16 protein-coding genes are annotated in these 20668 nt (G+C 44.8%); 5 read left to right on the top strand and 11 right to left on the bottom strand.

Annotation, left to right across the window (positions count from 1 at the left end; translation table 11 throughout):
- Position 1: 1 nt before the first annotated feature.
- The 10 genes from SAQUA_RS15490 to galU form a co-directional block, all read right to left on the bottom strand.
- Positions 2-1153 (bottom strand): TDP-N-acetylfucosamine:lipid II N-acetylfucosaminyltransferase, encoded by a 1152-nt coding sequence (locus SAQUA_RS15490; RefSeq protein ID WP_380680260.1) that lies wholly within the window; start codon positions 1151-1153, stop codon positions 2-4.
- Positions 1150-1722 (bottom strand): acyltransferase, encoded by a 573-nt coding sequence (locus SAQUA_RS15495; protein WP_380680263.1) that lies wholly within the window; start codon positions 1720-1722, stop codon positions 1150-1152. The genes SAQUA_RS15490 and SAQUA_RS15495 overlap by 4 nt, the downstream gene beginning before the upstream one ends.
- A 2-nt stretch (positions 1723-1724) precedes the next feature.
- On the bottom strand, positions 1725-2831 hold the full coding sequence (locus SAQUA_RS15500; protein WP_380680266.1) for a DegT/DnrJ/EryC1/StrS family aminotransferase: 1107 nt from the start codon (positions 2829-2831) through the stop codon (positions 1725-1727).
- A 73-nt stretch (positions 2832-2904) separates the two neighbouring features.
- Positions 2905-4338, bottom strand: coding sequence for an undecaprenyl-phosphate galactose phosphotransferase WbaP (wbaP, locus tag SAQUA_RS15505; protein ID WP_380680269.1), 1434 nt, complete (start codon positions 4336-4338; stop codon positions 2905-2907).
- A gap of 12 nt (positions 4339-4350) precedes the next feature.
- Entirely contained in the window at positions 4351-5265 is a 915-nt protein-coding gene (locus SAQUA_RS15510; RefSeq protein WP_380681202.1) for a glycosyltransferase family 2 protein, read from the bottom strand.
- 310 nt (positions 5266-5575) lie between these two features.
- Positions 5576-7753, bottom strand: coding sequence for a tyrosine-protein kinase Wzc (gene wzc, locus SAQUA_RS15515; RefSeq protein ID WP_380680272.1), 2178 nt, complete (start codon positions 7751-7753; stop codon positions 5576-5578).
- 16 nt (positions 7754-7769) lie between these two features.
- Positions 7770-8204 (bottom strand): protein tyrosine phosphatase, encoded by a 435-nt coding sequence (locus SAQUA_RS15520; protein WP_380680276.1) that lies wholly within the window; start codon positions 8202-8204, stop codon positions 7770-7772.
- A 24-nt stretch (positions 8205-8228) separates the two neighbouring features.
- Positions 8229-9368, bottom strand: a complete 1140-nt coding sequence (locus tag SAQUA_RS15525; RefSeq protein WP_380680280.1) for a polysaccharide export protein — start codon at positions 9366-9368, stop codon at positions 8229-8231.
- Between the two features lie 312 nt (positions 9369-9680).
- Entirely contained in the window at positions 9681-10577 is an 897-nt protein-coding gene (locus tag SAQUA_RS15530) for a sugar phosphate nucleotidyltransferase (protein WP_380680283.1), read from the bottom strand.
- A 51-nt stretch (positions 10578-10628) separates the two neighbouring features.
- Entirely contained in the window at positions 10629-11528 is a 900-nt protein-coding gene (gene galU / locus SAQUA_RS15535) for a UTP--glucose-1-phosphate uridylyltransferase GalU (RefSeq protein WP_380680286.1), read from the bottom strand.
- 671 nt (positions 11529-12199) lie between these two features.
- Here galU and SAQUA_RS15540 point away from each other — a divergent pair.
- Positions 12200-13786 carry a TerC family protein gene (locus SAQUA_RS15540; protein ID WP_380680289.1) on the top strand — a complete coding sequence of 529 codons (1587 nt, stop codon included), beginning with the start codon at positions 12200-12202 and terminating at the stop codon, positions 13784-13786.
- 38 nt (positions 13787-13824) lie between these two features.
- On the opposite strand, the gene dcuC is transcribed toward SAQUA_RS15540, so the two are convergent.
- Positions 13825-15183, bottom strand: a complete 1359-nt coding sequence (gene dcuC, locus SAQUA_RS15545) for an anaerobic C4-dicarboxylate transporter DcuC (protein ID WP_380680292.1) — start codon at positions 15181-15183, stop codon at positions 13825-13827.
- Between the two features lie 667 nt (positions 15184-15850).
- On the opposite strand from dcuC, the gene SAQUA_RS15550 reads away from it, so the two are divergent.
- The 4 genes from SAQUA_RS15550 (at position 15851) to SAQUA_RS15565 (ending at position 20667) form a co-directional block, all read left to right on the top strand.
- The gene (locus SAQUA_RS15550) at positions 15851-16918 is read left to right on the top strand and encodes a zinc-binding dehydrogenase (RefSeq protein ID WP_380680295.1); all 1068 of its coding nucleotides are present in this window, start codon (positions 15851-15853) and stop codon (positions 16916-16918) included.
- A 90-nt stretch (positions 16919-17008) separates the two neighbouring features.
- Positions 17009-17926 carry an ABC transporter substrate-binding protein gene (locus SAQUA_RS15555; protein ID WP_380680298.1) on the top strand — a complete coding sequence of 306 codons (918 nt, stop codon included), beginning with the start codon at positions 17009-17011 and terminating at the stop codon, positions 17924-17926.
- A gap of 261 nt (positions 17927-18187) precedes the next feature.
- Positions 18188-19678, top strand: coding sequence for a sugar ABC transporter ATP-binding protein (locus SAQUA_RS15560; RefSeq protein ID WP_380680301.1), 1491 nt, complete (start codon positions 18188-18190; stop codon positions 19676-19678).
- Positions 19675-20667, top strand: coding sequence for an ABC transporter permease (locus SAQUA_RS15565; RefSeq protein WP_380680304.1), 993 nt, complete (start codon positions 19675-19677; stop codon positions 20665-20667). The genes SAQUA_RS15560 and SAQUA_RS15565 overlap by 4 nt, the downstream gene beginning before the upstream one ends.
- The last annotated feature ends 1 nt before the right edge of the window (position 20668 follow it).

A 20668-nucleotide genomic window follows, 5' to 3' on the forward strand; every position in this document is an offset into this window, starting at 1 on the left:
TTTATTTCTCTTTTCCTATCAAAGAAGAAATCATTTTCTTTGTTTTTTCTAAAAGCACAGCGTTAGACCAAATAGTTTCAATTACTTCTCGATTATTAACAACCTCGCTTTCAATTAGGAGCGATTTTAAAAGGTGCGGATCACGTTCCAATTCTTGAATGGAAAAAATAATCGCCCCCCTACTTTTCAAAAAATTAAAAGTAGGATTTTCCTCTCGAAGAAATACTTTAGCTCCGAGATAAAGCATACTGATAATGTTTCCAACGCCCTGCTGTCGGATATGATTCATTATAACAATGCCACAAGAGCTGATTTTTCTCATGTACTCTTCAATCGGCATGAAATCAACTAAAACATCGGCATTTCTTCCAAGCATATTGTTTGCAGCCTTGTGTATTTTACCACCATAGTCCTTATCACCATAATTAAGAGGAATAATTAACTTTCTATCTTCAAGGTTTATTTCTTTCAATATTTTAAAAATTTCAACATGGTTATTAGTACATGTTGCACTATTTCCTAAAAGTATATTATCTCTCTTTACATCAGCAATTCCAGCATCAGAAATATAGCTAGAAAGGTCCTTTTCTGCAGCTGCATAATTCCAGTCCACTTGACTAGGAAATGTCCTCCACTCACGGCTATCCTTCAAAATCTCATATTCAGCAGGGATAACCGGGGTGAAATATTGTATTCTTTCAATAACTTTAGTTCGTCTAACTGCCGGATACATAACAAGCTCTTTTATACGCTGTTTGATGGTTTTACTTTTCTTCAGTTTCCCACTGAGTGCTAGTGTATCCTTTAATAACCACTTATCATCACCACCAATCAAATCATAATAATCATAGCCCCATCCTATCCAAACAATAGGTATATTTTTATCCAATTTTTCAATCGTTCTAAACCAGAAATCTCTCAAAGAATGAACAACTAGAATATCGATTTCGCCTATTTTTGAAAAATCCAGACCCACAAGAGATTCTTTAAAGCCAGCAGTAAAGTCCACATCGCTTTTTATGTACGAGATCTTCTCTTTGTTGTTATATACACATACGATATTTTGCTTTGGGTAGGCGGTCTCAAAAGTTGCAATAGCCCTGTCTATAAACTTTTCATCTGTGCACAAATGCAGTATTTTCAGTTTTTTCATAACTCATTTTTTTGGCTATTGAACCTATCCTCAAGCAGTAAAATATTTTTTTTTCTTTCTTTTAAGGGACGCACGGGCGTCCCTGCATAGATAAAAAATGGCTTACAATCTTTGCTGACTAAACTTAGTGAGCCTATTGCAGCCCCTTCACCGATGGTTACACCTGGTAAAACAACACTACCACAACCTATTATGACATGCTTTCCGATGAAAACGTCGGCATGTGATACATTTGTAAATTCTTCATTGATAGTAGGATTAGTCATAAACTCGCCACTATAGTCATCATTGCTACTATAAATAGCAACCTTAGATGATATATTGGCGTAATCAGATATTGTTATTTTACCTGCCCCGATGAGGGAGCTATACACAGCAATATGAATATTATCTCCTATCTCAACACCACCATGTCCGGCAGATAATACACAGAAATCATCAATTCTGACGTTATTTCCGATAGAAATCCTCTCACAATTATACAAGGAAGCATTCTTTGATATTCTTACATTACTACCAAGTGTGCGAAAACCCAAATTAGTCAGTTCTAGATCTGTATAGTAGGCCATTATCACCCCAGAATTAAGGATATTACTTTTTGCTGTTCTTCATTAGTCAGATTAGGATATATAGGAAGGCAAAGTACTTTACGCGCAATTTCATTAGCAACTGGAAGGTTCTCTTTAGACGCAGACTTCATTCCTTTATACATAGAAAAATCACTAATTAGTGGATAGAAATACCTGCGAGAATATACATTGTGTTTTTTCAAATAATCGTAAAGTTCCTCCCTATTCATTCTGAATTCATCCTCAACCAGAATTGGGAAGTATGCATAGTTAGCATCAACTTGCCCAGACTGTGGTACTACAGTAATTCCTTTCAATCCAGCAAATACATTACGATAATTCTCATCAATCTCTTTACGACGCTGAATAGTTTTATCAACATGTTTGAGCTGCAACAGACCAAATGCAGCATTTATTTCGCTCATTTTGCCATTAATACCTGGTGCAACAACGGTAGTTTCATCAACTATACCAAAATTCTTTAAATTATTAATTCTCACTTTCGTTTTTTTATCGGGGCAAATTATGGCACCACCCTCAAACGTATTGAATACTTTAGTCGCATGAAAACTTATTGCACTTAAATCACCATGTCTTAAAATGCTACCGCCCTTATCGGTAACGCCAAATGCATGTGCAGCATCATAAATAACTTTCAAGTTGTAATTATCAGCGATTTCTTGAATTCTCTCGATATCACAGGGATTCCCATAACAGTGTACTGGCATAATAGCCGTTGTTTGTGGAGTAATCGCTGCTTCAATTTTATCCGGATCAATATTTAATGTCACAGGATCAATATCAACAAAGATTGGTTTGATACCATTCCACAGTAGAGAGTGTGCAGTCGCAACAAAAGAATACGGCGTAGTAATAACCTCACCAGTAATTCTCAATGCTTGTAATGCGGTAAGTAATGCTATAGTTCCATTGTTAAATAGTGCAATTTCATTGACTCCTAGATATTCACAGAGTTCCTTCTCTAGCGATTCATGCATTGGACCGCCATTAGTTAAAATTTTATTCTCCCAAATACTCTCCAAATAAGGCATAAATTCATTCAAATCAGGTAGGTAAGGCTGAGTTACGTAGATATTTTTTTTACTCATGAAAGAACTCCATAAAAACATTATTTTAAATAAAAAGTGAATTTAAACACAGCAAATCACTATAAACGCAAAACTAATAAGCACCATCTCTCTTTAAAACTACATTTATTGTTTTAAAGAGAATGGCAATATCATTCCAAAGAGACCAATTTTTCACATACCACGCATCAAAATAAACACGAGTATCATAGTCAACATCATTCCTGCCGCTAACCTGCCATAGCCCCGTCATACCAGGTTTAGCCATTAAATAATAATCTACATCTCCAGCGTAACGCTCTAATTCCTTTTCAATTACTGGTCGAGGGCCTACTAAGCTCATTTCACCTTTTAGCACATTGAAAAGTTGTGGAAGCTCGTCCAGACTTGTTTTGCGGATGAACTTACCAACACGTGTTACGCGCGGATCATCTTTTAGCTTGAAATCTTTATCCCATTCTGCTCGAGCATCAGGATCAGTTGCCAATAATTGCTCTAGTACTTCCTTAGAATTTGTAACCATAGAACGAAACTTCAGACATTTAAACTTCACGCCACCTTGTCCCACACGCTCATGCCCATAAATAGCGTTCCCCCCATCTTTGGATACTAAATAGGTTAGAACACCTAAAATCGGAGAGAGAAGTACAATAATAGATGCGGACCCTACAATGTCAAAACTTCTCTTAACAAAGCGAGATGTTCGCTTAGCTAAATTGTTATGGACACGTAAGATCATTACTTCATGACTAAAAATAAATGACATGTCAGTACCGTAAAGAGGTACTCCACGTAAAGTTGGTATAACAGAAACTGAACGACAATTATGTTTTGCTAATTTTTTCAGCCATTCATCACGCAAAATGTGTTCTTCAAACTCTAATGCAATAATAAACTGTGTATGCTCGGGATCACACTGCTTCCATAAATCTTGTTCATCACAGATAACAGGTGTTCCGAGAAGTTCTTTTTCGCATTCTGCCGAGCTAGAGAAAAAAGCACATATTGAAAAACCTAGAACTTCTTCACTTTGTAAAGCAGCATAGGCATCGCATGCATTCTTCCCCGAACCGATAATGACAGTATGTTTCTGCCACATTCCAATTCTGTTGAGTAAACGCTTAGTAATTGCACGAGACAACGGTACTAATATAAGCGCCAGTGTCCATGTTATAATCCACACATATCTGGAAAACTGCCATTTTGAAAATGCAACTAAAGCCAGATCTAGTACCGCAAAAATAAGTAATGTTCTTAGAATTTCTTTTAGTTCGAACCAAAACGGTTTGCGATACGAGTAATGCCGTAATCTCACCCAAAACCAACCAACACAGAGGACGGCCAACATTACGTGAGTCAGAAGACGTGCTGACATTTCCGATTTTGGGATAAACTCATATATATCGGAGTCAAATATGCTAATCAGATATATAGCGATAACCAGCGATAACTTAAAAGTAATGAAATCAGACAATGCCAAAATCAATTTAACAAAATTTGTTTTCTTTGAGTAACTAAGCGCACTCATAATTTTATCCTTTTATTCTTGGAAATTATTCCAATATCTGGTGTGCATACTTAACCTTCTCCTAAGAACTGCTGGGATCTTTTTATAATTTTGCCCAAGCTTGTATCCTAAAATTTTAGCCAAATTGTTGGCGAAAGCGATAGGTAACCACAAGATTCCATTTTTCGTCAGATATTTAATCTCAGAAAAAATAAATTTTTTCCCTTCGCCACTAGCACCACCAAACGATTCTCTAATCCATGGCTCATCATGATGAAATACACCGATGTCAAAGTAACGTTTAAATTCCTCAACCATAGTATAGTTGTGTGAGTGATAAACCTCTGCGTCGGCAACATAAGCTACTTTAAAATTTGCTAGCACAGCTTTTGCTGCCAAATACATATCTTCACAAAGGATTGTATTTTCAGGAAAACCACCTAACTGGTTAAATGCGGATAATCTGTATGCAGCAAAAGAGTTAGACATAAATACAGTTTTCAGCCCTAACGCATCACATGACGTAATATCGCTTATATAACTTTTCTTACCATAATTAAACTCTCTAGCATGCTTCGCCAAAGGATTTGCATCATCGTGTGGTAACTGCCGTCCATATGCACACACAATATTAGGGTCAGAAAATGGTGCTAGAATTCTCTCAATACTATCTTTTTTAGCGATCGCATCCTGAGTAATAAAAACAGCTATATCACCGTTACAATCTTGCGCTCCTTTATTTCTTGTTCCTCCATGATTAAACTCTGAAGATGAGATAACTTCAATTTTAAAATCATATTTCCGTGCTATTTCCACAGTTGCATCTTTACTGGATGAATCAATAACAAGCACTTCTTTGCTCTGTGGTGAACATTCCGATATTGCTTTAGCTGATTTTCCCCAAACACTACCACCATTATATGTCGGTACTATAACGCTGACTTTTATATCTTTCATTTTTCTACCAATGAATTTGGAAAATATGATTTTTATGGTTAGCCTAAAGGCTAATAGCTGAAATTAAAATCGAGGATTGTTTATTATATAGTAATTCAAAGCTGCGCTTAATTATCAAAAATATTCAAGAATAAACATCTCTATCGCTAGAAACAATTAAGTATATATTTAATGGCTCGATACTACAGTAGAATAATATGTAACTACCGCTCCATTTTTAATTGATGTTTCTTGGAAAAATTAGTCTGTAGTCAAAGGCCACATCACGTGGCCTTCTCAATATATTGTATGGGTTACTCAGTTAACTCTTCGACTTGTAGCTATAGTCGTAGTAATCATAACCATAGTTGTAATAGTTAGCTGCTTTTTTTACAACTGCGTTAAGAATAACGCCTTTGATGGTAATGCCATTCTGCTCAAATCGTCTAAAGCTTACTTCAACCTCTTTAGGCGTGTTTAGTTCAAAACGTGCGACCATCAACGAGGTTCCTGCATGCTTACCTATAATTGCAGCATCTGTAACGGCAAGAATTGGAGGTGTATCCACCAATACAATATCGTAATGCTCTGAAGCCCAATTTATGACCTCAGCAAAACGATTATGCATCAAGAGCTCTGAAGGATTTGGTGGAACCATACCTCTAGGAATAAAATCTAGCCCCTCAAATGCAGTATGTTTAACGGCAGCAGTTACAGTGATTTTTCCAGATAAAATTTCTGAAAGACCATTTTTACCATCAAGGCCAATAAGATCGTGTGCATACCCCTTACGCATATCACTATCAACAAATAATACTTTCATCCCCGTTTGGGCAATAACTGCAGCCAGGTTTGCACTAATAAATGTTTTACCGATCCCAGGGCTCGCCCCAGAGATCATTAAGACGTTATTTTTTGCCTCCATCATTGCAAAATGAAGGCTTGTACGCAGGCTACGAATAGCTTCAATAGCCAGATCGGCTGGATTACCAAATGCTAGTAACGAGTTCGAGTCACTATTAATCTTTTTGCCTTTATTCTTATTAGAAAACTCTAAGTCTTTATTACGCTGCCATTCTGAAAGCGGGACGCTGGCATAAACGTTGACACCCAACTTTTCAAGTTGCTCTGGGCTTTCAATACCGCGATGTAAGAATGAGCGCAAAAGTATATAACCGACCGATAATATTCCACCCATAACAACAGATAGTATAAGAGCAATCAGTTTCTTTGGCTGTACAGGCTTTGTTTGTGTTACTGCATTATCAATAATGCGTACGTTACCTACTGTGCTCGCCTTTGAAATACTCAGAGCCTGTTCTTTATTTAGAAGCTGCATATAGACTTCTTGCCCAGACTGAACATCACGGCTCAACCGCAATATTTCTTGCTGCGTCTTTGGCATTGCACTCACACGTTTATTAAGCTTCTCTCTTTCATCTTCAAGGGTCTTTCTTTTCTCCATCAAAGCACGATACGAAGGGTGCTCTTTGGTATAAAGCTTTGAAATTTCAGCTTCCTTAAATGTTAACTCATTGAGTTGAGTATCAACTGAAACTATTGAATCTAAAACAGACTTAGCTTCAAGTGATAAATCTACAGAGTCATTCTGCTGACGAAATTGATTCAATTTGCTTTCTGCAGAGTCGAGAGAGCTACGTATCTTAGGTAGTTGAATAGCTAAGAACTCAAGACTTTTAGCATCCTCTTCAGATTTTCTTTCAACGTTTTGCTGAAGATAATTTCTTGTTATAGAATCAAGGATTTTCTGAATTCTAGCCGGATCTTCACCTGTTAGTGTAAGACCTAAAACCCCTGTGTTTTTTCCTTTATCCGCTACATCAAGTGCTTCTAGCAATTTATTTATTGCACTTAGTTCGCTTATTTTAGATATTTTAAACTCTGTGCCAGCAGGAGCACTAATATCATCCACTAATATAGACACGCCATCTTTATGGAGAAAATGCCCAGTTTCACCTTTAGCAATTTCTTCACCATCATTGAACAGGGTAAAACTCTTTGCGTCGTTAACTACCAATTTTATCGAAGCAGTATCCTGCCAGGACTCAGGCAATTCAAATTCAGATATGGAAATCTTGTTAGGTTTTTTATTAGTAAGCCGCGCATATCCTTTGCCGAAAATTGGAAAGAAATTTTCCTCGACCACAGTACGCAAGTTCAAATCGTCTACTGTTTTGCTGAGAATCATTCTTGATTGAAGCAATTCAATCTCAGGAGCGGACTCTGGCTGGCTATTAGGCAACATTTGGCTTAGGTTATTAAGCAACGAGTTGCCCACATTCTGCTCAACCTGGACCATCGCATCAGCACGATAAACCGGTGTCGCGAACAAGCTGTATAAAATACCGAAGGTCAGGAACGCTGCGGTTATACCAATGATCAACCAGCGGCCATCAATTATTTCGCCTAGCAAGCGGCCTAAATCAATTTCATCGGACGCATCATTTCCCGAATTATTCACTCTATTTTTTTCTGACATTGGAAATCCTGACTGGCTATCGGCTTAAGGCTTTAGCCCATTTTTGGGCTGATTCATCAAGGAGACGGTAAACAAACTCGAAAGCCTCGCGGCTCTGTCGGTAAGGATCGGCAATTTCCCGTTGGTCCAGCCAATGGCCGTACAACATGGTTTTGCCCCTTACCTCTGGAGCCAATCGGCACACCGCATCAATATGCTTCTTTTCCATAACCAGGATCAGATCATATTCACTGCACATCGCCCTAGTGAGTTGTTGGGCCTGATGCCCCTCTAGAGATAACGCGTGTAGGCTAGCTACTTCTGTTGCTGTTGCATCCGCAGGTTTGCCTACTAAAGCGCCAAGCCCTGCAGAGTCAACCTTTTTGTTAGGCAAAGCCTTTCTCAACAATCGCTCTCCTGTGGGGGAACGGCAGATGTTACCAACACACACCACTAAAATTGAATTAAACATAGTTGTTGCTCAATCTAAAAATAATTAGTAAGGCCAGTTGCGCACGCGCAATGCACCTTCGCTAAGATTGTTAAAACCGGTAATTGTTGGTACTAATTGGCTGATCAGGCGGTTCCAACGAGCAACAGGTGCGGTTGTAACATAAACAATATCATAGGGTTGCAGATGGAATTCAGTCCCCATCACCAATGCAGTGGCGTCAGAAGCATTTAGCTGATAAATGCTTGCCAGTTTACTACCTTCGCTACCACGCAGTGGGCGAATGACAAATATACCCGTTGCATCAGCGACCGACTGGTCCATTCCTTGAGCATTGCCTAATGCCTCAGTCAACGTCATCCCACTGCGGTCCATCTTCAGCGTGGTTTGCTGTTTCACTTCTCCCATCACGAACACTTTTAGATCGTCGTTACGTGGGATATAGAGAATGTCCCCAGGGTAAAGCATACGGTTTTGCGTCAGGTCCCCTTTTTGCATCAGCGCCTGCAGAGAAATACGCTGCTCTTTGCCGTCGTGTGTTAGCACCACGTTGCGCCAGTCTGCATTCTCAGCCAGGCCACCCGCATTGTTAATGGCATCCATAACGGTTAGCGGCACGTTAGTGATTGGCTGCTGGCCAGATTTGGCAACCTCGCCCGTTACATAAGCTTTTTGCGAACGGAAGGCGGCAATGCTCACGTCCACCTGCGGGCTCTCAATATACTGGGCAAGGCGATTGCTAATATCATTGCGTACCTGGCTGGCCGTTTTACCCACAACACTGACTTTACCAATGTACGGATAGAAGATGGTGCCATCAGCATTAACCCAGTTGCCTGTGTCGCTGGCACTGCGGTATTGGCCTGCAGGGGTAGTCAGCTCGGGGTGATCCCAAACGGTCACCATCAGCACATCACCCACACCAATGCGGTACTCATAATTCTGTAGGGCCAGTTCCAGTTCGGGATTATTCTGCGCCACTACCGGTTTTGGTCGCATTTTCTCAACCAGGCTCGGCGTCATAGGGTAGATATTCACCAGCCTGTTAAGATTGAAATCGCTGTCATCTTGGCGGACAACGTTTTTGCCACTGGTGGAAAGGTAGGAGCCGGGGATGACGGTACAGCCACTGATTACACTGATCGATACCAGGAGTGGTATCAGTTTCCATTGTTTCTTTGCCATCGAGTTTTTATCACTTCCAAAGTAGTCAATCTTTAACGCTAAGCAACTGGCCAACCATGGCCGCCTGGTACCCTGCTTAACAAACTTTTTTATGGGGTTAAGTATGCCGCCAGCGGCATACTTTTAAACACACTCATTGAGCAAACGTTAAGGCGGAGATTGCTAATATGCTGCTAGCAAAACCAAACGCGTCGGCGCATGCACCATGGGTGTATTCACATGCAGGTGTTAGCTGTATGTCAAAAGCCCGCAGAGCATTTTCCGCAGGGCCATAACTATAAAGATTATTCTTTTTGATTGCAGCAAAAATTGCTAAAGCTTCAACCGCTCAGCCCATTCGCGGAAGGCTTTGCCTTGGGTTGGGTGCCGTAAACCGTAAGTTACAAAAGCACGCAAATAGCCCAATTTTTCACCGCAGTTAAACGACTCCCCCACCAGTTCCATCGCTTCTACTGGCTCATGCTTCAGCAGTTCGGCAATGGCATCGGTCAGTTGAATACGCCCCCAGGCACCCGGCTCAGTTTTTTCCAGAATTGGCCAGATATCCTTCGTGAGCACATAACGGCCAACCGCAGAATAGTTTGATCTAAGTTGCACTTCTCTGCTCGGCTTCTCAATTATCGATGTCATGCGTGAACTTTCACCCGGTTGCAAGCTGTTGGTGTCGCACTCTACCACTGAGTAGTCATAAAGCACCTTCTCATCCGCAGCTTGCACTAATACCTGGCTCACACCACTCTCTTCAAATCGGGCGATCATATGTGCCAGGTTATCTTTCTTGAGATTGGCTTTGGCGTCATCCAACAACACGTCTGGCAGTACCACCACAAAAGGTGATTCACCCACCAGAGGTTTGGCGCAAAGTACCGCATGCCCCAAACCTTTTGGTTGCCCCTGGCGAATGTGCATCAGGGTCACGCCTTTGGGAGTAATTGATTGCACTTCCTCAAGCAGTTGGCGCTTCACTCGCGCTTCCAGCATCGCTTCAAGCTCGTAGGAAGTATCAAAATGGTTTTCAATCGCATTCTTGGAAGAATGAGTAACCAGAATAATTTCTTTAATCCCGGCAGCCACACACTCATTGACGATGTATTGGATCAGCGGCTTGTCGACGATCGGCAACATCTCCTTTGGGATCGCCTTGGTAGCAGGCAACATATGCATACCCAAACCAGCTACGGGGATGACGGCTTTCAGCTTCGTAGTCATGATAATCCTCTAAAATCTTGTGAGCGTGCCTGGCAATGTTGCTAAAGAGTCTTACTTGTCATTCAGGGTTTGCTTCAACCATTGGGTAAACCCTTCACCTTCTGAGGAGTGGCGCAACCCATACTGAACGAAAGCTTTCATATATCCTAGTTTGTCACCGCAATCGTGGGATTTACCGCTCATATGGAAGGCTTCTACCGTTTGCTGCTTCATCAGCATGGCGATTGCATCGGTCAGTTGGATTTCATCGCCAGCGCCCGGCGGGGTTTTTTCCAACAACGGCCAGATGTCTGCAGAAAGTACATAGCGCCCAACCACGGCCAGATTTGAAGGTGCGTCTTCTCGTGCTGGTTTCTCTACCACAGCCGTCATCGGAGTGCTTTCACCCGCACACAGTGGCTCCCCACCACAATCCACCACACCGTATTTGGAAACGTCTTCTTCCGGCACCGGCTCAACCATAATCTGGCTAAAGCCTGTTTGCTCAAAACGCTGGATCATTCTGGTCAGGTTTTCTTTGCTCAAATCGGCAGTGGCGTCATCCAGCAATACGTCCGGCAACAGCACGATGAAGGGATTATCGCCAACCATGGGTTTGGCGCAGAGTACCGCATGGCCAAGGCCTTTAGCTTGCCCCTGGCGCACCTGCATCACGGTGACATCTGGCGGGCAAATATTCTGCACTTCTGCCAGCAACTGGCGCTTCACGCGCGATTCCAATACTGCTTCCAGCTCAAACGAGGTATCAAAATGGTTTTCAATCGCATTTTTGGATGAGTGCGAAACCAGTACAATATCCTTAACACCGGCAGCGACACACTCACTCACAATATATTGGATCAATGGTCTATCCACTACCGGCAGCATTTCTTTCGGAATAGCCTTGGTGGCTGGCAACATCCTGGTCCCCAAACCCGCGACTGGGATCACAGCCTTCAATCTTCTTTGCATTTTTTTCTTCCACAAACAAATAACAAGTAAGTGTAACAGTGTCAGGCAAAGCGGCTCACTTAGCGTTCGTAAGGATTATTCATGCTTTAAATCAATAGATTACCAACTAAGCAACACTCTTCAGGCACGCTACCGCCCTTGGCTTTCAGCTACCAATGCACTGTACACAATGTTTGAACTGGCAAAATCGTGATAATCATCACGTATGCAGATGAACCGGGGGTTCCGTTCGGGATTTTATGAGAGACAAGTCACAAAAATAGAAAAGAGGCAGTGCTTTTCTGGCTAAATGGTGATTCTTGCTATCATTCGTTCATTGAATGCTAAGATTCTTATACTATTGCTCCAGCGAAACAAGCCTTAGATAGGTAATAAAGGCCTTTTCAGAATAAGACTACTATCGCGGTTTGGGGCCAGGGATCTTACCATTTTCAAACCGTTTTAATAACTTGATTTTGTTGTGATTATCCCAACAGCGCTATTTATCTTCTATATTTATTCCTTTCAAGGTATTAACCAACCAGCGTCGGACTCTTCATTACAGTAACGAATTATCCTAACTGTGCATTACACCGCATGATGATGTTGATTTGAAGTTGAATTCCCCTCTCTCAGACTCCATCATTCCCACTGCGGCATAAGCCGCCAAACTTAAAGGTGAAATTGGGCGTATGGAATGGATCGCAGATCCAACAATTTGGGCCGGCTTGGCCACCCTGGTTGTGTTGGAAATTGTACTGGGGATAGATAACCTGATTTTTATCGCCATTCTGGCGGAGAAATTACCAAGAAAACAACGTGATAAAGCACGTGTCATCGGCCTGCTGCTGGCGCTGCTGATGCGCTTGGCATTACTTGCCTCAATATCCTGGCTGGCAACGCTAACAGCACCGCTGTTTACTGCCTTTGGGCACTCTTTCAGTGGCCGCGATCTGATCATGCTGATTGGTGGTATCTTCCTGCTATTCAAAGCCACCATGGAGCTGAATGAGCGGCTGGAAGGCAAAGATGAGGAACAGCACGGGCCACGCAAAGGTGCGCGTTTCTGGCCTGTAGTGGCGCAAATTGTGGTGCTGGATGCGGTGTTCTCACTAGACTCAGTGATCACCGCAGTGGGAATGGTTGACCACCTGGCGGTGATGATGATTGCGGTCTGTATCGCCATTGGCCTGATGCTGCTCGCCAGCAAGCCACTTACGCGCTTCGTTAACGCCCACCCTACCATTGTCATTCTGTGTCTCAGCTTCTTGCTGATGATAGGTTTCAGCCTGGTTGCGGAAGGTTTCGGTTACTCTATTCCGAAAGGGTATCTCTACGCAGCAATCGGTTTCTCTGTAATGATCGAGGCGTTAAACCAACTTGCACAGTTCAATCGCCGACGTTTCCTTTCAAAGATGCGACCACTGCGTGAGCGTACAGCAGAAGCGGTATTGCGTATGTTGAGTGGCAAGCATGAAGAAGCGGAGATAGATAGCCACTCAGCCCAACTGCTGGTCGATAGCGGTAGTGAAAGTGGCGAGATCTTCAACCAGCAGGAACGCCACATGATCGAGCGCGTTCTGGGCATGGCGCAGCGTACCGTCAGCAGTATCATGACCTCGCGCCATGATGTTGAGTACCTTGAGTTGAACGATCCGCAAGAGAAACTGACCGAACTGCTGGAAAAAAACCAGCATACGCGCATTGTCGTTACGGAAGATAGTGCCAGTGACGAACCGTTAGGGGTGGTGCACACTATTGATGTTCTGAAGCAACAGTTGCAGCAATCACAATTGGATTTACGCGCACTGGTGCGTCAGCCGCTGATCTTCCCGGAGCAGTTAACGTTACTCTCGGCACTGGAGCAATTCCGTCAGGCAAAAACACATTTTGCTTTCGTAGTCGATGAATTCGGTTCTGTGGAAGGCGTGGTAACTTTAACTGACGTGATGGAAACCATCGCTGGCAACCTGCCAGAAGCGGACGAGGAGATCGACGCTCGCCACGATATTCAGCAAACCTCTGACGGCTGCTGGATAGCCAACGGCCACATGCCTCTGGAAGATCTGGTGCTGTATGTACCGCTACCGATAGAAGAGAAACGGGAATACCATACTCTGGCAGGATTATTGATGGAGCACTGCCAGCGAATTCCACGTGAAGGTGAACAACTGGAGATTGGTAACTACCTGTTCGAACCGTTAGAAATCAGCAGCCACCGCATCGTGAAAGTAAAAATCACGCCGTTAGTGGTAGCGAACGAAGACGACGAAGTTTGAGTGAATGCCGGGCATCCAGCTAGGATGCCCGGTACTGCTTATAGGTGTATTGGCACCAGCAGCTCTGTGGCAACAATCACCACAATCAAGCCGACAATAACTGGCACTGAAGTGCGTTTCACCACTTCGAACGGAGAGATTTTCGCCATACCGGAAACAGCCACGATCACGCCAGAAACAGGGGAAAGCGTACGGCCCAGGTTAGAAGCCTGCAGCATAGGAATAGCCAGGTAAGCCGGGTTAATCCCCATTTGCGCCGCCAGTTTCGGGATCAGCTCCACAAACGCATAAAACGGTGCATTACCCGAACCGGTTGTCATGGCTGCCAGCATGGTGATCACCACCAGCACCAGCATCATCACAATACCGCCTGTGCCAAAGGATTGTGCCAAGCCGATCAGGCCGCTGATAAAGCCAACGGTACTCAGCCCCTGAGCAAAAACCCCCGCAGCGACCAGCAGCATAACCACGCTGGCGAACGCATCAGCCATGCCTCGGTAAGCCACTTCCAGGCCACTAAACACGGTTTTCGCATTGAAACTGCGGATAAACTCTATGACCGCAGTAACGAACATGCAAATCACCAGCACGGTAATGATGTGCAATTCTGGTCCCCATTTACCGTCAAATACCAGCACGCCCAGGATAGGGGTGAAAGGCAGGATGGCGTAGAAACCGGGAGCGTTGGTAGTGATTTCGCTCACATCCATAATATGGTGCTGTTCGTTGCTTTTTCTGTCGAGATAGCGTTGCCAAAAGAAGTGCGCAATCGCCATGCAGATAATGGCCGCAATCGAAATGGGCAACGATGTTTTGAAAGCAAAATCAACCAACGGCATTTCAGACGCCTTAGCCGCCAACACCACATCGCCTGAAGTTGGCGAAAGGATAACGGCCGCTGGTGAAGCGCAGATAGCTGCGGCTGCTCCACGGCTGATGCCCACATTAACCATCAGGGGGAATAAGGTCGCCATCAACAACACCCCCAATCCTGTTGCAGATGATACCGCCAGGGACATCAGACAGGCGACGAAATAGGCCGCAATCATCAGTAAATAGGGGGAGTTGATCATCTGCAGCGGGCGGGATGCCAACTTCACCACCACGTCATTGGCACCGATGTGTGTCATATAAGCGGCGAATCCGCACAACATCATAATCATCATGCCAAGATCGCCACCGCGGCTCATCAGCAGGATTTTGACATATTCGACAATATCCGTCGCTCGCCATCCCGTTGAGGTTGCACTGGCAGGCAACACGTTTTTGCCCATCAATGCACTGATTGCCAGCAGGAGCAGTCCACCAGCCATTAATACGCCGGTAGCGGAGTAACCTTTAATAATGTAGCGGCCAACACCCACCGCTACCACAGCACCAACCAGAAGTTCTAGCATAATTCCTCGACTTAGCGCCTATGACCGTAAAGCTATTTCACTTGCCACTTTAGTCTGGCCGATGCGGCATCCAAAGGGCTTGGTCAATAACCACTACTGAACAGGCTCTTGATTATGTTATTTCAGCGCAGCACTCTTTAGAGCTGAATCGAGTCACACTCTGCCGAAAATGAGTAAAGTATAGTATGACATTCATCAAGATTGCGGGAGGAAACCATCAGGAAATACTTAAGTTTTTCTCGAAATGGTACGGACATAACATTGTTGACGATGAGTAAAATCCTGCCTAGCCTGTCGCTATTGTTACCGTCGACGTTATCAAGTGCCCTACCTCACTCCCATACTCAGAATAAAAACCAAATATTTCAATAAGTAACATCATTACTCCCTGAGTAATCTGCTGTAGTGCAGCTGCGCGGCGTTGTGACCATGATCTGAGTTTGTATAAATTAAACATCATTTGTTAACGATATGTGACTTAGGTCATACAATCATTTTCATTAGTTTGGTTATATGATCTGGAATGTTTACGTTGTCATTTTTGTTTTCGAGCGGAAATTGTTTGTAATAACATGAATATTATAGATTAAATTATTTTATTTAATAAAAAATGACAACGTTAACATTTAGCGGTTTGACGTAATTGAAACTAACAATGGAGAGGGAAATGAGTCATTTACCAGAAAAAATGAGCGCAGTGGTTTGCCATGGCCCACAGGATTATCGGCTTGAGCAGGTAACAACACCGCAACCAAAAGCCAAGGAGTTGGTGATCAAAGTCGATGGATGCGGGATCTGTGCCGGTGACTGCAAATGTAAAAACGGTGCCCAGATGTTTTGGGGTGAAAATCCGTGGGTAAAACCACCGGTGGTACCGGGGCACGAGTTTTATGGCCGCATTGTCGCCATGGGGGAAGGCGCAGAGAAGAAATACAAGATTGGTGAGCGCGTGATTGCTGAACAGATCGTCCCCTGCTGGGACTGCCGCTATTGCAACTCAGGCAGCTATTGGATGTGCGAAACGCACAATATCTATGGCTTCCAAAAAGATGTGGCTGAGGGCGGGATGGCGGAATACATGCGTTTTTCTGAAAACGCCATCGTTCACAAAATTCCTGAAAGCCTCAGCCATGAAGATGCCGTATTGATCGAACCGATGGCCTGCGCCATTCACACCGTTGCACGCGGAGATATCCAACTGGACGATGTTGTCGTTCTGGCCGGTGCCGGGCCGTTAGGCCTCTGCATGGTGCAGGTTGCCCGCTTGAAGACGCCGAAAAAGCTGATCGTGATTGATACCATTGACGAACGCCTGGAACTGGCCAAGGAATTTGGTGCAGATATTGTCATCAATCCGCTCAAAGAGGATGCCGATAAGATCGTTAAGGCGCTCACCAATGGCTACGGTTGCGATGTTTATATTGAAGCCACGGGCGCGCCGATTGGTGTTACCCAAGGGTTGCAGATGATCCGCAAGCTGGGGCGGTTTGTTGAGTTCAGCGTCTTCGGCAAAGAAACTACCGTTGACTGGTCAATTATTGGCGATCGAAAAGAATTAGATATTCGTGGTGCGCATTTAGCGCCTTACAGTTATGAGATTGCTATTGACCTGTTTGAACGCGGTCTGGTTACTTCCAGAGGCGTAGTTACCCACAGTTTTTCATTAAACGAATGGGATAAGGCTTTTGCACTGGCCGATTCAACGGACTCAATAAAGGTGATACTGGTTCCTTAAATTAAGCAACCACTATTATCAAAAGTTAGCTAAATAACAAATATAAAAATATCGACGCTCTGCCCCCCCTACCCTACAGGAGAATTAATTATGTTTTCATTTACTAAGAAAGCCCTGCCTATTTTATTAGCAGGCGGCATGTTGTTTGCTGGTCAATCGACAATAGCAAAGCAGATTGTTATTGGTGCTTCATTTCAGGAGATGAATAACGAATATTTCGTATCAATGAAAGAGTCTTTAGAACAGGCCGCCAATGACATTGGTGCCAAGGTCTATATTTCCGATGCCCGTCACGATGTCTCTAAACAGCTCAATGATGTTGAGGACATGCTGCAAAAGAAAATCGATATATTGCTGATTAACCCGACGGATTCAATTGGGGTACAGTCGGCTGTTATGTCGGCTCACAAAGCCGGGGTTGTGGTGGTCGCGATTGACGCTCAGGCTGAAGGCCCGCTGGATTCATTCGTTGGTTCAGAAAACTACGATGCCGGTTTACAGGCAGGTGAATACCTGGCGAAGTCACTGGGTGGCAAAGGTAAAGTAGCGATCTTGGACGGTATCCCGGTGGTACCAATTCTTGAGCGCGTTCGCGGTTTTGAAGATGCCATTAAAAAACATCCTGAAATGAAGATCGTTACCAAGCAAAACGGTAAGCAAGAACGTGCTATGGCGCTGACGGTCACCGAAAACATGCTGCAATCGACGCCCGATCTGGCCGGTATTTTCAGTGTGAATGATGTGGGTGCCTTAGGTGCTTTGGCTGCCATTGAAAGTAACGGTGCCAAGGTGAAACTGGTGAGCGTTGATGGCCATCCCGAGGCGATTAAAGAGGTCCTGAAACCGAACTCGCCGTTTATCGCTACCTCTGCACAATATCCACGCGATCAGATGCGCATAGCCTTGGGCATCGCATTGGCTCGCCACTGGGGAGCAGAAGTACCGAAAACTATTCCTGTGAAAGTGAAACTGATCGACAGCAGCAATGCGCAAGGTTTTAGCTGGTAATTACCGGCAGCAGAGCACCTTTCCCTGTACCCAAGGCGTAATGCTCAACGCGATTGGATTATCTGAGCTGGATTTCAGGTTTCAGCATTACGCCGAAGCCTGAAGTCTATACCCAAGCTACTTCCAGATGCAGGTAGACGGCAAACGAGAGGATCCCGATGAGCTTACTCAAGTAAGTGATTCGGGTGAATGAGTGCAGCCAACACCCCTGCGTCTTGCAGGGCGACGGGTATATTGGGAATAAACTCAAAGGATATCAACGTGACGGCACTATTAGAATTAAGGCAAATAAAAAAAACCTTTCCGGGCGTCAAGGCGTTGGACGGTATTGATCTCACCGTTAAACACGGCCAGATACATGCCTTATTAGGGGAAAATGGAGCAGGGAAATCAACGCTGGTTAAAATCATGTGTGGTATTCATCAACCAGACTCCGGCGAAATTATTCTGGAAGGTAAAAATAGGCACTTTGATAATTACCGTCAGGCTATTGATGCTGGCGTAGGCATTATTTTTCAGGAGTTTTCATTAATTCCCTATATGAATGCCGTTGATAATATCTTTCTCAACCGGGAAATCAAAAATCGCTGGGGATTATTAGACCGCAAGGCCATGAGCAAAAAAGCCGAGGCTATTTTTAAAAGCCTGGCGGTGAATATCGAACTGGATTGCCCGGTTGAACAATTGAGCGTAGCGCAGCAGCAATTTGTCGAGATAGCCAAGGCGCTTTCGCTGGATGCACGAGTGCTGGTGTTGGATGAACCTACCGCGACCCTAACCCCAGGCGAAGCCGAACACCTGTTCAGAGTGATGAACGATCTCAAGCTGCTCGGCGTTGGTATGGTTTTTATCTCACACCATCTGGACGAGATTTTCACCGTGTGCGACCAGATCACCGTATTGCGTGATGGCACTTATGTGCAGACGCTGCCAACGGCGGACACTAACGTCGATGAGTTGGTGAAACTGATGGTTGGGCGAAAGATCGAGAACACTTTCCCGGTGAAATCGCACCCGGTCGATACTTCGGTGCGTCTGCTCGAAGCCAGCATTCAGCGCTCCAGGCACCATCAAGAAGACAATTTCCATCTGTTCAAAGGGGAAATACTGGGCTTTGCCGGTCTGGTGGGCTCTGGCAGAACCGAAACAGTGTCCGCACTCATCGGTGCCAGCCCAAGCTATCGCAAACGCGTCAGTCTGAGTGGGCAAGCCACAACGCTCAACAGCCCGGCGGTGGCGCTGGAAAAAGGCATCGGGTTACTGCCGGAAAACCGGAAAACCGAGGGGTTGGTGCTACCGTTTTCTGTCGCGCAGAACATCACGCTTAACCGGCATGAGCACTACGGCAAGATTTTCGTCAGTACCCGCAGAGATAACGACATCGTGCAGCGCCTGATCGGTGCGGTTGGAGTAAAAACGCCTGATCCGAATACCGCCGTCAATACCCTGAGCGGCGGCAATCAACAGAAGGTCGTCATTGCACGCTGGTTGAACAACGATTGCAACATACTGATTTTTGATGAGCCTACCCGGGGGATTGACGTCGGGGCCAAGGCTGAAATCTATCAACTAATGCAACAACTCACGCAAAAAGGCATTTCTATCATCATGATTTCATCAGAATTACCGGAAATTATCGGCGTTTGCGATCGCGTCTTGGTCTTCCTCGGCGGACATATCGTAGCCGAATTGGCCGGTGATGAAATCGAGTCTCATAACATCATGCTTCACGCTACAGGGAGTGCATTATGATCGGAATTGAACAGTCCCCACCTAACCAATATGCCCAAAAGCAGAGCCTTGGCAAGCGTTGGGATAAAGTGTTGCACCACCCTGCCGTACTGCCATTTATCGGCTTCGCCATCCTGTTCTTGTTGATGAGCATGTTTAATGACAGTTTTCTGACGGTCAACAACCTGACCAACGTAGCGCGGCAGGTATCTATTAACGCCATTATCGCCGTTGGCATGACCTGCGCGATCTTGACCGGTGGTATCGACCTCTCCGTTGGGCCAGTTATGGCGCTGTCAGGTTCGATTGCCGCCGGGCTGATGCTGGGGGGGATCCCCATTCCTCTGGCGATGGTCGCTGCTCTAGTGGTTGGTGCGCTGTTCGGGTTGGCCAACGGTGCATGCATCGCCTACCTGCGTATGCCACCGATTATCGTAACACTGGCCTCCATGGGTATCGCCCGTGGCCTGGCTTTGCTGTACACCGGCGGCTACCCGATTTCCGGTTTACCTGAGATATTTTCTTTCTTCGGGCGCGGTACGGTACTGGGCATTCAGGTGCCGATTCTGATCATGGTTGGTGTCTATATCCTGGCCTGGCTGATGCTCAATCATCTTTCCTTTGGCCGCTATGTTTACGCTATCGGTGGTAATGAAGAGGCGGCCCGTCTGAGCGGTATTCGCGTGCCCCGCTACAAAGTACTGGTGTATGTGATTAGTGGGCTGACAGCGGCCATCGCCGGGCTGGTATTGACCTCTCGCCTGATGAGCGGGCAACCGAACGCGGGTGAAGGCTTCGAACTTGATGCCATTGCCGCTGTGGTTCTAGGGGGAGCAGCGATTTCCGGCGGCAGAGGCGCAATTATCGGCACCTTGGTCGGCGCCATGATGCTTGGCGTGTTGAACAACGGCTTGAATCTGATGAGCGTATCGCCGTACATCCAGAACGTGGTAAAGGGCGGCATTATTCTTGCTGCTATCTACCTCAGTTCTAGCCGCCGTAAAAAATAGG

Origin of the sequence: Serratia aquatilis (genome assembly GCF_044865145.1) — a bacterium.
Classification (GTDB): Bacteria; Pseudomonadota; Gammaproteobacteria; order Enterobacterales; family Enterobacteriaceae; genus Chania; species Chania aquatilis.